The 13,947-nt window shown below is 47.3% G+C and carries 11 protein-coding genes; 6 read left to right on the top strand and 5 right to left on the bottom strand.

Translation table 11 applies throughout. The features are described from left to right. Positions 1–211 precede the first annotated feature (211 nt). The 6 genes from GC178_15025 (at position 212) to GC178_15050 (ending at position 7,182) form a co-directional block, all read left to right on the top strand. On the top strand, positions 212–2,749 hold the full coding sequence (locus GC178_15025; protein ID MBI1288878.1) for a T9SS type A sorting domain-containing protein: 2,538 nt from the start codon (positions 212–214) through the stop codon (positions 2,747–2,749). A 354-nt stretch (positions 2,750–3,103) separates the two neighbouring features. Next, a complete protein-coding gene (locus GC178_15030) occupies positions 3,104–3,310 on the top strand; it encodes a hypothetical protein (GenBank protein MBI1288879.1) in 207 nt (68 codons plus the stop codon). Between the two features lie 249 nt (positions 3,311–3,559). Further along, positions 3,560–4,027: a hypothetical protein gene (locus GC178_15035; protein MBI1288880.1), complete on the top strand. Its 468-nt coding sequence runs from the start codon at positions 3,560–3,562 to the stop codon at positions 4,025–4,027. Positions 4,028–4,316: 289 nt separating this feature from the next. Then, positions 4,317–5,774 carry an RNA polymerase factor sigma-54 gene (gene rpoN, locus GC178_15040; protein ID MBI1288881.1) on the top strand — a complete coding sequence of 486 codons (1,458 nt, stop codon included), beginning with the start codon at positions 4,317–4,319 and terminating at the stop codon, positions 5,772–5,774. Between the two features lie 60 nt (positions 5,775–5,834). After that, on the top strand, positions 5,835–6,218 hold the full coding sequence (locus GC178_15045; GenBank protein ID MBI1288882.1) for a DUF559 domain-containing protein: 384 nt from the start codon (positions 5,835–5,837) through the stop codon (positions 6,216–6,218). Between the two features lie 67 nt (positions 6,219–6,285). Continuing rightward, positions 6,286–7,182 (top strand): GntR family transcriptional regulator, encoded by an 897-nt coding sequence (locus tag GC178_15050; protein MBI1288883.1) that lies wholly within the window; start codon positions 6,286–6,288, stop codon positions 7,180–7,182. Between the two features lie 15 nt (positions 7,183–7,197). Here the strand turns inward: GC178_15050 and GC178_15055 are convergent, their stop codons facing one another. The 5 genes from GC178_15055 to GC178_15075 form a co-directional block, all read right to left on the bottom strand. Then, positions 7,198–9,030 carry a T9SS type A sorting domain-containing protein gene (locus GC178_15055; protein MBI1288884.1) on the bottom strand — a complete coding sequence of 611 codons (1,833 nt, stop codon included), beginning with the start codon at positions 9,028–9,030 and terminating at the stop codon, positions 7,198–7,200. A 64-nt stretch (positions 9,031–9,094) separates the two neighbouring features. After that, positions 9,095–10,048, bottom strand: a complete 954-nt coding sequence (locus GC178_15060) for a DUF1295 domain-containing protein (GenBank protein MBI1288885.1) — start codon at positions 10,046–10,048, stop codon at positions 9,095–9,097. Between the two features lie 66 nt (positions 10,049–10,114). Further along, positions 10,115–11,317, bottom strand: a complete 1,203-nt coding sequence (locus tag GC178_15065) for a serine hydrolase (protein MBI1288886.1) — start codon at positions 11,315–11,317, stop codon at positions 10,115–10,117. Continuing rightward, the gene (locus tag GC178_15070) at positions 11,318–12,154 is read right to left on the bottom strand and encodes a hypothetical protein (protein MBI1288887.1); all 837 of its coding nucleotides are present in this window, start codon (positions 12,152–12,154) and stop codon (positions 11,318–11,320) included. A gap of 155 nt (positions 12,155–12,309) precedes the next feature. Then, positions 12,310–12,837 carry a hypothetical protein gene (locus GC178_15075; protein ID MBI1288888.1) on the bottom strand — a complete coding sequence of 176 codons (528 nt, stop codon included), beginning with the start codon at positions 12,835–12,837 and terminating at the stop codon, positions 12,310–12,312. Positions 12,838–13,947: the final 1,110 nt, after the last annotated feature.

The raw sequence follows: 13,947 nt of genomic DNA on the forward strand, positions 1-13,947 counted from the left end.
ACGCAATTACAACAATCGCTAAATCCAAGGCGGGGTGAAACTTAATGCTCAATGTTGTACCTTTCGGCAACCAACGGTTCCGGGTGAAAGGTCAACAGATTTAAAACCGCCTTTCATTTAGCGGCACCGTTGGGGTTAATTAAAAACACACTCTGTAGCTATTGAGAATCGTATTCATCTCTTATGTTCAGTACTCTCAAAATCACCAAAAATGACATGTAAAGAAGCCCGTGTAATGCAATATGTTGTAAAGGTTTTTCCAATTCTGATGATGTGCTTGACCTTCACTTTTTCGGCAACCAGTCAAACACCTGGCTCTGTTGATCTTACGTTTAACCCGACCGACATCGGATATGGCTACAGTGCCGGGGCCAATCAAATTATAAGGACAGTTTCGGTACAAAATGATGGAAAGGTGCTGGTTGGCGGTGAGTTCACCAGTTTGAATGGATCATCTATAAACAGAATTGCAAGACTAAATACCGACCAAAGTGTGGACAGCAGTTTGGCTGTTGGTTCGGGGGCAAACAATAGTGTTTGGTCGTCAGCAATTCAACCTGATGGGAAAATACTTATAGGTGGCTATTTTACATCTTACAATGGTGAACCTGTTAACCGAATTGCGCGATTGAATGTTGATGGTAGTCTTGACAGCTCATTCCAAGTAGGGACAGGGTTTAATAATAACGTCTATTCAATCGCTGTACAGCCTGACGGGAAAATATTGGTGGCAGGCGTTTTTAGTTCATATAACGGTGCACCGTTGAACTCGATTGCAAGATTGAATTCAAATGGGACTCTTGATACCACTTTCGATACAGGAACAGGACCTGATCAATATGTTCAATCTGTCTCTGTGCAAACAGATGGCAAGTTGATTATCGGAGGCAGTTTCGAAACGGTCGATGGTGTAGCTGCTGGGCACATAGCTAGACTCAATGCTAACGGCTCATTGGATCAGACCTTCAGTGTCGGTTCAGGAACTGATGATGTGGTCTGGGCCACTGAAGTACAGCAGGATGGAAAAATCATCATCGGTGGTGACTTTACCACCATTGACGGAGCAGCGAGAAATCGATTGGCAAGGTTGAATTCAGATGGAAGCATTGACCAGAGTTTCTCAATTGGCTCCGGAGCCAACGGATTCATTTACTCAACATGTATTCAGAGTGATGGAAAAATTATAATTGGCGGTCAGTTCACCGTTTTCAGCGGATTTCAGGCCAATAGAGTGATTCGTCTCAATACAGATGGGTCGACAGACCCTACCTTCCAAAGTGGCGAGGGTTTCGACAACGATGTGTATTCGGTGGCATTGACAGCTACGGGAGAAATTGTCGCAGTAGGCGATTTTCAATCTTATGATAACAGACTTTTGAATCGGGTTGTTCGAATTGAAACCAGCGGGGCCTTTGATGATGGGTTTACCGTTGGTACTGGTGCTGATTATCCTTTGTTTGCGTTAGCGATTCAACCGGATGGAAAAATCCTGATTGGTGGAAATTTTTTGCATTACAACGGAGTGCCACGAGCAGGATTTGCTCGCTTGAATGTTGATGGCACATTGGATGAAACATTCGATGTTGTAGATGGAATTGATCATAGCGCATACACAATAGCCGTTCAGGCAAACGGAAAAATCGTAACGGGAAAAGAATTCCTCAGACGCTACGAGCCGTCAGGTGACCTGGATACTACATTCAATCAGAATGGGCATTTCGGTTTCATGGATCGGGTTCTAATTCAGAATGATCAGAAAATACTGGTCAGTGGTTACAATTCGGGAAATGGTAATGGTGGAATACTGGCAGCACGCAAAGGGATAGTCCGCATCAATGTTGACGGATCCATCGACAATACTTTTGATTCCGGGACAGGAATCAATCAGAACAATTACATAGCCAATATGGCGCTACAGAGTGATGGAAAGATCATCATTGTCGGGTCATTCACAGAATATGATGGAACGCAGAGAAACCGCATCGCAAGAATCAATTCAGATGGGGCTTTGGACAACTCGTTCAACCCTGGGACCGGCCCTGATGATTTTGTGGAGACTGTTGCAATTCAAAACGATGGAAAAATTGTGATTGCCGGACGATTTAATTATTTCAATGGATATGAATCAAGGTCTATCGCTAGACTTTTTAGCGATGGAACGCTTGATCAAAGTTTTGACTCTGGTTCAGGACTCGGAACGAGTGCCCATCTAATAAATGACCTGACCATACAGCCAGATGGAAAAATTATAATCTCAGGTGATTTCTACCATTATAACAACAATTACTCCGTACATCTCGCCAGAATCAATTCCGATGGTTCCTTTGATGCCGACTTCGATGTTGGATCCGGAGCCTATGGAGGATTGATTAATTGTCTTGCATTACAAGATGACGGTAAGGTCGTTATAGGTGGGGGCTTCGGATCATTCAACGGAATAAAGCGAAATCGTGTGACTCGTTTAAACGGTCTTGATTCTCCAAATATGATCCAAAACCCCGTGTCAGATAAGACAGACCTTATTGTATACCCTAATCCGACCGGAGGCAATTTTAGCATTGTTGGTGCTTCAAATACCAACATGTCAAGGATAAGGATTTATAACCCAATGGGCGTTCTTGTTTCCGAGAATCAGACTGTTTCCAGAGAGATGATAAATATCACTTTGCCTGATGTATCGGGGCTGTATTGTATTGAAGTCTTGTTAGAAGATGGGACGATAAGTCGCCAGAAAGTGGTAAAAAAATGAAAGAAGCAAAATAACTCCAACAAAGAACTGAAGTAAAAGCAAGTCTTGGTAGACGTTTTTAATCGTTTTTCTTGGTTGTGTGACATACGGTTCTGCCACGTTACCGCATCTTGAAAACTCAGTAGTTTCAAAACGCAATACTTTTAGGCGCACCGTTGTAGGTAATTGTAAAAGGCACCTTCTGACGACTTAATGGAACTCGACCGAAAGACATATTGGACACAGAAGCGTTGGACGTACAATAAGATACTTCTGACGACTGGTATTATCTGGTCGCTGACAGTTATGTCGACAATTCATTTAATCGACATTTGAACTGGTGAACCTTTCGAACTGAAACTCGCTCTGCTTTATTTGGGCTACGCGGCTGGAGCGTACATCGTTTATTCTGTTTTCCTGAACTTGGCATTTATCCTGCTTGAATTGATAAACAACTTTATCGAAAAGCTAAAGGAACGAACCCGTGACATTATGTTTTGGACATTGGTGGTGCTATCCATTGCCGTTCCACTTTCCTATGTGGTTTTTCTAATCTCCAACTTGGTCTATTGGACAACTTGAAGTTCCGAAGAAGAAAAAGAAACAACGACACGCCAACACCCGCTAAAATCTCATGCTTGTGACAGTACGTCAGTCGGGCTCAGTTTCGTTGTGCGCTGTCCGTGCGCGGGTCAGTCCGAGTGATCTTTGATCGTATCGAGGACTGTGGGAAGGCTAACCAAACACTTCTCGATACACGCTACGCGCACTCGAAGTGACCCAACGCATTATCTGTAGCGGAAAACGTTGGGCTCAATGTGAAACAATAGAATGAAGAGATTACTAATCTTCAGCATGATTTTGCTTTCATGTGGACAAAATCATGAGGACTCGATTTCTACAGATCGATCAAAATCTAATGACCGATTAGGTCAAGAGACCGCAGCAATTAAGAAAGATGTCACAATCGACAAGGAGATTGTCCTGGAAAATCCGACCTTACTGGTAATTGAAATTGATTCGGTTGAAATTGAAGAATTAAGATTGAAGTCTGGGGGTGACAATTTCTACACGGCCACGGACGATCTTATGTGGTATCACTCTCAACTACTCAAGAAGATGGATACTTTAGACATTCCGGTTTTATATGAAGAAGGCACGGTTCGAATTGTGACACCGACAACGGACTATGAGGTTTTGAAGGACTCGACCTTTTCTCTGTACACTTATTTCTTCTTCAACGGAGACACGGTATTAAGGAAAGATGTATTTGATCTCTTGACGACTGGAAAAAATTAAAAATAAAGCACTGATTTCAACAAAGAACTGAGGTAAAAACCAGGGGATTCTAAAAGTATTTTTCATCGTTTTTCTTGGTGTTAAGTATAAGGTTTTGAAAAAGGGGGTCCACATTTTCAATTCCTTTGTTCTGTTTTCCGATTCAAAGGCTATCGTTCGGAAGTCCGTTGTCTGACCGCATAAGACGCTAAGCAGGGGGGCGATCACCGATCCTTGGCAGATTTACCGAAACGCTTTTGGCACTCCGTTTGGAATAGCGATCTTAGGCACATCGTTAAATCCCACTCCCATGGCACTCAAACAACGATTACAACTCAAGCAACTGCAGCGACTTTCGCCTCAGCAGATACAGCTTATGAAGTTGCTGCAGATACCCACTGTGGCACTGGAGCAGCGCATCAAGGAAGAATTGGAAGTGAACCCTGCGCTGGAGGAAGGTGCGGATGGAGACGACCTGGACGATGAGTTCGCTGACCTGAAGAATGACGATCAGGAGGACTATGACGATTCTGACGCGGATGATGAGTTCAGTATTGAGGATTACTTGGATGATGACGAGATTCCGGACTACAAGCTCTACGCGAACAATACCAGCCCGGATGATGAGGAGCGGGAGATGCCGCTGAGCGGTGGTGCCAGCTTCCAAGACCTGTTATTGGAGCAGTTGGGAATGCGGGTGCTTACGGAGCAACAGCGCACCATTGCCGAGATCATCATCGGAAACATTGATGATGACGGCTACCTACGCAGAGAGATATTCGCCATTGTAGATGACCTTGCTTTTACCCAGAACATCCATACCAATGAGGATGAGGTGGAGGACCTGTTGGACGTGATACAGCATTTTGAACCTGCTGGAGTTGGTGCACGCAATCTGCAGGAATGTCTGATGCTTCAACTGAACCGCAAGGAAGAGACGGAAACCGTTCATCTGGCCAAGGAACTCATCACCAATATGATGGATGAGTTCTCGAAGAAGCACTACAGCAAGATCTGTCAGCGTTTGCATATTGAGGAAGATGAACTGAAGAAGGTATTGGATGAGGTACTGAAGCTCAACCCGAAACCGGGCAATTCCCTTTCGGACAGTACCAAGGTGGTGCAGAACATCGTTGCCGATTTCATCATTACCAATGATGACGGTAAGTTGGAGCTCACGCTCAATGGCCGAAACGCTCCACAACTGAAAGTGAGCAACGAATACAAGCAGATGCTGCGTGCTTATTCGGAGACCAAAGGCAAGGCCAACAAGGATGCGGTGCAGTTCGTAAAGCAGAAATTGGACGGGGCCAAATGGTTCATCGATGCCATCAAACAGCGCCAAATGACGCTCTACGGAACCATGGATGCCATCATGGAATATCAGAAGGAATACTTCCTGACGGGAGACGAGACCAAGCTGAAACCGATGATTCTGAAGGATATTGCAGACATCGTTGGCCTGGACATTTCCACCATCTCGCGTGTAGCGAACAGCAAATACGTGCAGACTCAGTTCGGGACCTTCCTGCTGAAATCGTTCTTCTCCGAATCGTTGACCACGGACAGTGGGGAAGAAGTGAGCAGCCGTGAGGTGAAGAAGATCCTGGAAGACGCCATTGAGGCAGAGGATAAGCGTAAGCCGTTGGCTGATGAGAAACTGGCCGAACTGCTGAACGACAAGGGCTACAACATTGCCCGAAGAACCGTGGCCAAATACCGTGAGCAATTGGGTATTCCAGTTGCCAGACTTAGAAAAGAGCTTTAGATTGTGTTTCCCCTCTTGAAGAGGGGCAGGGGTGTGTCTTTTTCATAACTTACTCTTAAAATGACGCGCAAGATCATTCTATACAATCCCAAACTCAAAGAGTTTGCCAGGCATTTAAGGAACAACAGTACCCAATCTGAAATATGGCTTTGGAAACGTCTTAAAGGCAGACAACGACTTGGCTATGATTTCCATCGGCAAAAACCAATTGATAACTATATTCTTGATTTTTTCTGTAACGAATTGATGCTGGGAATTGAATTGGACGGTTATAGTCATCTGTTGGATGAAGTGCAACTTCGTGATGAAAAGAAGAACAAGAGAATGCAAGAGTTGGGAATCACCATCCTAAGATTTCATGATGATGAGGTTTTCTTTGATATCGATGCTGTGGTTCTTCGAATAGATGGTTGGATTGAAAGCCGGCTTGGTTCAACTGATTAGCTTTGCATACTGAAATACACACCCCTAACCCCTCTCAAGAGGGGAATGGCTAAATCTAATTCCTCTTTTGTTCAAGCTGGGCGAATACAACACACTTACCATTCATCGTTTCACAAGCGTGGGTGCCTATTTGGGTGAACCCGATGCCGATCACGAAGATGTTATTCTACTTCCCAACAAGTATCTGAAACCTGGCATGCAGGAAGGGCAGGAGGTAGAGGTGTTCATCTACCTCGATTCGGACGAACGGCCTGTTGCAACCACGCTCAAACCGCTCATTACATTGGGTGATTTCGCTACGCTGGAAGTGAAACAGGTGAGCCGCGTAGGTGCTTTCTTGGACATGGGTCTGGAGAAGCACGTCTTCGTACCGTATGCCGAAATGGTGGAGCGCATGCATGTGGGGGAACGCTACCTCGTAGGGCTTTACCTTGATGAGCAGACGGGCAGATTGGCCGCCACACCGCGAGTAGGAAAGCTGTTCGATCAGAAGAACATTCAACTCCACTTGGGAGAGGAGGTCGATCTGGTGGTTTACAACGAGACCGAATTGGGTTTTCAGGTCATGATCAACAAGAAGTATGGAGGATTGGTGTACCATAATGAGGTGTTCGAAGACCTTGATATTGGCGATGAGCGCAAAGGCTACATCAAACAGATTCGTCCAGACGGTAAGATCGATGTGAGCCTGCAACCCTTAGGTGTTGCCAGTATTGAACCGAATGCGCAGAAGATCCTCGATATGCTCAATCAGAACCGCGGGATGATGTATCTCTCAGACAAGAGTTCGCCAGAAGATATTGAAGCGCAATTGGGTATGAGTAAAAAGGCTTTTAAGAAAGCCATCGGTTCACTGTACAAGAAGCGACTTATTGCCATTGAGGATGACCACATCAAGACGCTTATTCAGAATTATACCCCAGAAGGTCCGAAGCACTTGCGGAAGAGCGACCGATCGGCCTGAATCGGAGGTCTTGAATCACATCCTCACCACCTGTCGGGTATAGAGCTTGTCGGCTATCTGTAGTTTCAGGAAGTAGGTGCCTTTGGGAAGGTCGCTGCCACTTACCTGAATGTAATGCAGTCCTTGGTTGAGCTTGGTGGTTCCTTGGTCGATGGCCAACGCTCCTTTGGCATCGAACACCTGCACCGTTACCGGTTGGTTATCGAACAGAAAGGTCTTGATAAGGAAGTTCTCCCAGAACGGGTTGGGGTAGGTGCCGATAACGGCCGCAATGGGCTGCTCCGCAATGCCCGTGCCTGAGGTGTCCTCTACGCTCATGCAGCTGTTGGGAGGAAGTAGTATCGGCATTTCGGCACGTGGCACGGAAGCAGCGTTGGCCTCGGTCAGCTCCCGCGATTGGTCGGTGGTGTACCAGTAAGGCCCTTCGGTGGCGCTCATGTCATTGGCATTCTCAATGTCGCCCACCCACTGAAAGTCAGCTTGCACACGGTCGTGGTTGATGTCGAGAATGTAGTAGCCGTGGCCCGTAAGCTTCGCATACTTGATGTGCGGGTTGGCACCAGAGATGGCCGAAACAGGAACGGGCAGAGGCGAGTTCTGCGTGGTGATGCTGGTGCAGACGAATTCCACACCCACCTTGCTGTTGTCCTTCTCAAGGTTCATGGCCCACGCGGTATGGATGTCTCCGGTAAGCACCACCAGGTTTTCAATATCATGTACCAGAACGGTATCGTAGAAGTTCTCGCGCTCCCAACGGTAGCCGTTCCACGAATCCTCGCTTGCAGGCGGTATGCCGATGAATGGAATTTCCAATGCGCCCATCATTACCTGCTGACCCAGAACTTTCCATTGGGCAGTGCTGTTGGCCATCTCGTTGGTAAGCCAACCCAACTGAGCCTCACCCAAGATGTGGCGGTCGGGGTCGTCAATGGCATTGGCGTTCTGCTCATCGCGGCCAATAATGCGTGTGTCGGCCATGAAAAGGTCAACGAGGTCGCCCCATTGCTGCGTGCGGTATATCTGTAGCGAATCGTTCGCATTCGGCTCGCGGAAGGGAATCCATTCGTGGTAGGCACGGGCGGCAAAACCTTTGCGGTCTTCCCAGTTGCCATCGGTGGCAGGGTCGTGTGCCTCGGCACCGCCCATCCAAGCATTGTTTGCCAGTTCGTGGTCATCCCACACATTGATGAAAGGGTACATCTGGTGTACACAGCGCAGGTCAGGGTCCAAGCGATACTGTGAGTAGCGCTGACGGTAATCGTCCAGTTCGGTGATACGTGCCTCTGGTTCGTGAGGTCGGCCAATGGTACCCACCGAACCGTTCTCGTAGATGTAATCTCCCAAGTGGATCACGGCATCCACATCGTTGCGTTGACTTATCTCACGATAGCCGTGGAAGAAGCCGTCCACATAATCAGAACAGGAAACCACCGCAAAGCGCAGCGAATCGACCATGCCCGTGGGGGCTGTCCTTGTTCTTCCGACAAGGGAGTGATCACCACCATATTCGAAACGGTAGAAGTACCACATGTTCGGCTGTAGGCCGCTAACGTCCACCTTCACGGTCCAGTCGCGGTCCACATCCGTATCGAAGGTGCCACTCTGCACCACGTTTGTGAAACCGGTATCGGTGGCCACTTCCCAGTTGATGGTAACAGGGTCGGCAGATACATCGGGTGTGTAGCGTGTCCAGATGATGACACGGTCAGACAGCGGGTCGCCCGAGGCCACACCGTGGTAGAACGGGGCAAGTTCAGCGCTTACATCGCTACGGGTCGAGATGTCGTTCTGGGCGAAGCCCGAAAAGAAGGTGAAAATGAATAAGGTCAGAATGGAAATATGTTTCATGGTAAAGAGTTTGAAGCAACGAAAATAGTTGATCGTGAAATAGTTGAATCGACTTTACGATTCGTTAAAGTTCAGCTGAAAGCTTCTTGGGCTTCCTAAGCAGCCTACGGAAATCAGGAATGAACCGGGGAACGGTTTTCTGCCGTTCGGCATACAATGGGTACTTCTTGGCGGTTATCTCCTCGCTGAAATCGGAACTGTTCTTGAACAACAGTACAATGAGCGCTGCACCAATAATGGACCAATTGAACCAGATGCCCGTGGCCACTACGCTGAACAGGTAGAACGTGATCCAGATGCTCTGCTCTGCAAAATAGTTCGGGTGCCGCGAAAGGCTCCAAAGCCCACGCTGGTTGAAGCCGCCTTCAAAATCGTCCCCTTTCTTGCCGGTCTCTTTCATAAAACGGTGCTTTTCCGTTTGGAATCTCCATTGCTGGTTGTCGGCAATGGTCTCGAAGATGATAAAACCGAGCATGATGGCGGTAACCAGCATGTCGAAGACTCCCAATGGTTCGGTGCTGTCCAATGCAAAGAGCATGGGGTAAGTGATAACGAGGACGATGCCCAACTGGTAATACGAGATGAAGAAGAGGTTGAAGAGGCTCCACATCCAACCATGTTTGAAGTTGAACCGCTGCCGCAGCACCTTCCAGCGGTAATCTTCCTCGCCTTCCCAAAACTTCCACGAATAGCCGCCTCTTCGCGCAAAGTTCAGTGTGAGGCGGATGCCCCAAACGGTGACCAGCGATGCCATCAGAACGGTACGTTCGTTAAATCCAGCAATGGAGGCCATGTTCCACGCATGAAAAATGGGGATGATGCTCCAGAGCTTATCCACTTGGCTGTAATTCTTGGTCACTTCGCTGAGGAGAAAGCACAGAAAGGCCACCACGGCATACACCGAAACGGTGGAGCGGATGGCTTCCACTTGGAGTGCGGTCAATGGGTCGGCCAAGTAGATGGCAATGGCAGGAATGGCCAGAATGGAGGCAAAGAGAACGATGGCGGTCTTTTTCATGGTGGCGGTTGAATGCGCAATGAAAGTAACCGCGATATTTTTAAGCAGAATTGACCCCCGTCAACTTCAGAGTTGATCTACGATCTGGCGGAAAATGTCTTCCCAGTTCAATGCTTTTTGAGCCGCAGAGCGTGGTCGCTCATTCATCGAGATGATGATGATGTTCTTATCGGGATTGATGTAGATGTGCTGCTTGTACAGGCCAATGGCCATGAAATCGTTGTACTGCTTATAGCCGATGTACCAGCAGTTGTGGTAGCCGTAGGTGCCGCCCTCGGTAGTGTCGCGCTTCAGCGTATTGTCTATCCATTCCTCATTCAGCAATTGCTCACCGTTCCATTTCCCTTTGTTCAGATACAACCTTCCGAACTTGGCATAGTCCAACGCGGTGGCCTGTATGCAGCAGTACGATTTGATGCGGTCTTTTCTGTCGGCTGTCCAAAGTGCATCGCTTTCCATCCCCAACGGAATCCAGAGCTTTTTCTGCATGTATTCGCTAAGCGGTGCACCTGTTACCTTCTCCAACACCTGACTAAGGATCCAGATGTTCATGTTCATGTATGCCTGATTGGTGCCAGGTTCGTGCTTGAATTCGATAAAGCGTTTGGCGCGCCCCAAGTAACTGCCGTAGTAAAGCAGGCCATCCACTGTAAGCGGGTGTTCAATTCCTGAAGTGTGATTGATGAGATGCTTCAGTTTGAGGCGTTTCCAGCGCGGGTCCTTGCTCCAGTCGGGCAGGTAATCGTTCACGTATTCTTCCAGCGAAGCGATGAGCCCGTCCTGAATGGCGAATCCCATCAAAGCCGAGGTGAAGGACTTGGCCACGGAATAGGAGGGATGCAATCTTCTGTTCTCACCTTGGTCGTAATGCTGGTACAGAATGGTATCGTTGCGAATGATGACCAACGCTTGGTTCGGGTGTGCCTTTACCAGTTCATTAAGGCTGCGCCAAAGTGGAACAACCGCTGGCGACCAATCGTTGACCTTGATGCGGTCTCCGAAACCCGACTTCTGATATTGCGCAAAGCAGAACGACTCGTCCGGTGCTTTCACTTTCAGCGAATGCATGCGCTTGTGATCCTTGAGGTCGGGCCGCAGGTAAACGATGCTTTTTATGGGAATGGCGCAACCCGCAATGAAAATAGAGAAGAAGAAAAACAGAAAAAGTCGATGGTCAAGGGGCCATAGACCACGGCTCATACTCATGATATGGCCTAAGGGTCGCTTGGGTCTGTGATCTGTGGTCTGTGGACGAATGTCTTTTCTCATTTAAACGGAAACAACTTCTCCAAGGTCGAAGCATGCTTCCATGTTTGCGCACCAACGCGTTTGGAATACGCTCTCCTCAATTTCCAATCTCTTCAAAATTTCTGCTCTTGGCGAATCGCCTAACGTCAACAGCGGGTCGTTGCTCCTTGTGCCTTTGCTCAACAGCAGCCCCATGTGTTTGTTCACGTTGAAATCGCCCTTGAAATTCGTTTGCGCCTTCACCAGTTCGCCCTCTCTTACCGAATACAGAAACCCTGTCTCATCAAAGCTTTCGGGCTTGCCTTCCATCGGGATTTTCAAACGGAAGTATTCCTTATCGTGCTCGTCAAATGCCACGGTGGTTGAAAAACCGTCTTTCTGTTCAATGTCAATTCGTTCGGTCACCTTGGGAATGCCCCACAGTTTCTGTCCGCGTATTCTGTTCTCTTCCAGGGTTACGGGCATGGAGAAAACATGGTAACCGAAATTCTTGAACGCCTTTGATACCAACGGAAGCACAGGCACGCTGATGCTTGGGTTGATGAGCAACGGAATGGTCATGGCGATCTCGTTGTAGGGCTTCATGTTCATTACCGTCCTGTATTCGTAACACGAGAAGATGACCACGGCCCGATTGCCTGGCATCCGAACAGGTTTCATACTTGCATGCGGAAGTACTTTTTGTGCTTCTTGGTAATTGCACATGAAGATGCCGATGCCGCAGGTCACATCCTTGTAAAAGGTGGGGAATGAAAAATCCTTGCTGACCTGCTCGGAGAGTTGCAGCGGTTCGGTATTCTTCCGCAGCGCAAAGCGTTTGTAGAAGGAAGATGTGAACTCGCCCGCATTGTCGGGCATGCCATCAGTAATGTTAAATCAGCTTTCATAAAAGGATTTTCGGAGCTCGAAAGTAACCACTCATGGCTTCTTCGCGAAAGGAGTTGTCATTTCGGAAGAAACGGAGGAATTTGGAGATGTCGCGGCTTCGTTGCACTCCGCCCGAAAAGAGAAGGTCATCTCAATTGAAAATGTGCTTCATAGGCAGGGGCGATCTCTTCTCCGCTCATCAGCCATTCCATGGTCATTTTCCGTGGAACCTTCACTGTTTCCACCCGATGGAACGTACCGAAAACGCGATCCCAGAAACGGGTGGTAACGCCATGGTTCATCTTTGGTTGGTGGAAATGATGATAGAAGTGATGCTTCCTGAGAATGATGAAGGGCTTGGCAACAGGTCCTTTCTTGTGAAAGCGGGCATGCGTGGTCTCATACAGCCCATACATTCCCATCAGTCCCAATAAGAAGGCAAATGTGTGCGACCAATGAAGGATCACATTCAGCGTGATGAACAGCATGACCGAGACGATGGCTGCTGCTCCGATCTTTTTGTAAGCAGGAGCGAAGTAATGCACCTTGCGGTGATGGATAAGGTGTTCGTCCTTAAAGAAGTTCTTGCCTTTGTGTTCGTGACCGAGAAAACGGTGAAGTACGTACTCCAAAAATGTCCAAAGCACCACTCCGCCAATAAAAGAGATAAGCATGAAAAATAGGGGTTAAATGAGGTTTCCTAAGTTCGGGATTCATCTTTGCCCTTACAAGGTGGTTTTTGTTATTTTGATGTTAAATTCCGATTTCACTGAGAACATGGATGAACGCTGTGATATTATTCTTTTTGTGGTTGATGATAAAAACACTTGATCAACGAATGTTACAGTAAATGTACCAGAGGATTCTGATAGAGGGTTGACGATTCGGTCGGATAAGTGGGATTTCGCAGTCTTTTATTGATTCAACCCATCGTAGAAACGTAATTTATCGGTGTAATTTAGATTGACAGAAAACTGTGCATGCTCGAACTTCAAATCACCTAATCAAAGATCAACAAGAGATGAGAACGATTGAACGAATGATTTTTACCTGCCTTTTGATTTTCATGATAACGGGTGGATGCTATGCTCAGAACAATGGGTGCATAGAAGAAAGTATCTCAGAATGGAGGTCGGAAGAAACAATTAAGCCGTCAACTCCGAATGTTATCTGCGCACATGATGAGCTCGATAACAATCGATTTTTTAAAAAGACAAGTAAGATAGGGTTGTTGCCTTGTGAAAGAGAGTACGCAACAGACGCAATTGGTACGGTGCAGGACTTCCGGTTTCAGCTGTGGTCGCTTTCCGGGTACTCTATCGATGCTCGGCCATACAGAAATTAGTCTGTAAGACTGTATTCGGTGGGGTTTATTCCATCGTTCAATCGTTGAAATCACATGCTTGGAAAACCATTTCTTTAGCTTGTAAAATGGTTTTCTTAGCTAAAGAAATGGTTTCAATAGCAAGAGAAAGGACGCGCCAAGCAAAAGAAATGCTTCACATAGCTAAGGCAGAGGCTTCCCTTGTATGAGAAATGCTTGCCTTAGCAAGAGAAGAGATTTTCTAAGCAAAGGAAGAAGTGGAAGTTGCTAAGGAAATGGTTTCCCTTGCTTTGGGGGCGCTGGAATGGTCGGGTTTTATCGGGTCTGTTCAGCGAACTGTGTCAACCCTGAAGGTTGGCCGCGGCCAACCTTCAGGGTTGTGTCAATCGGTTTTCAAATATGATCATTAGCTGTGAGTATGTCTGTTTCCAATCCAAGACGGGTGTGTTCCACTTCTTAG

The sequence above is a fragment of the Flavobacteriales bacterium genome (assembly GCA_016124845.1).
Taxonomy (GTDB): domain Bacteria; phylum Bacteroidota; class Bacteroidia; order UBA10329; family UBA10329; genus UBA10329.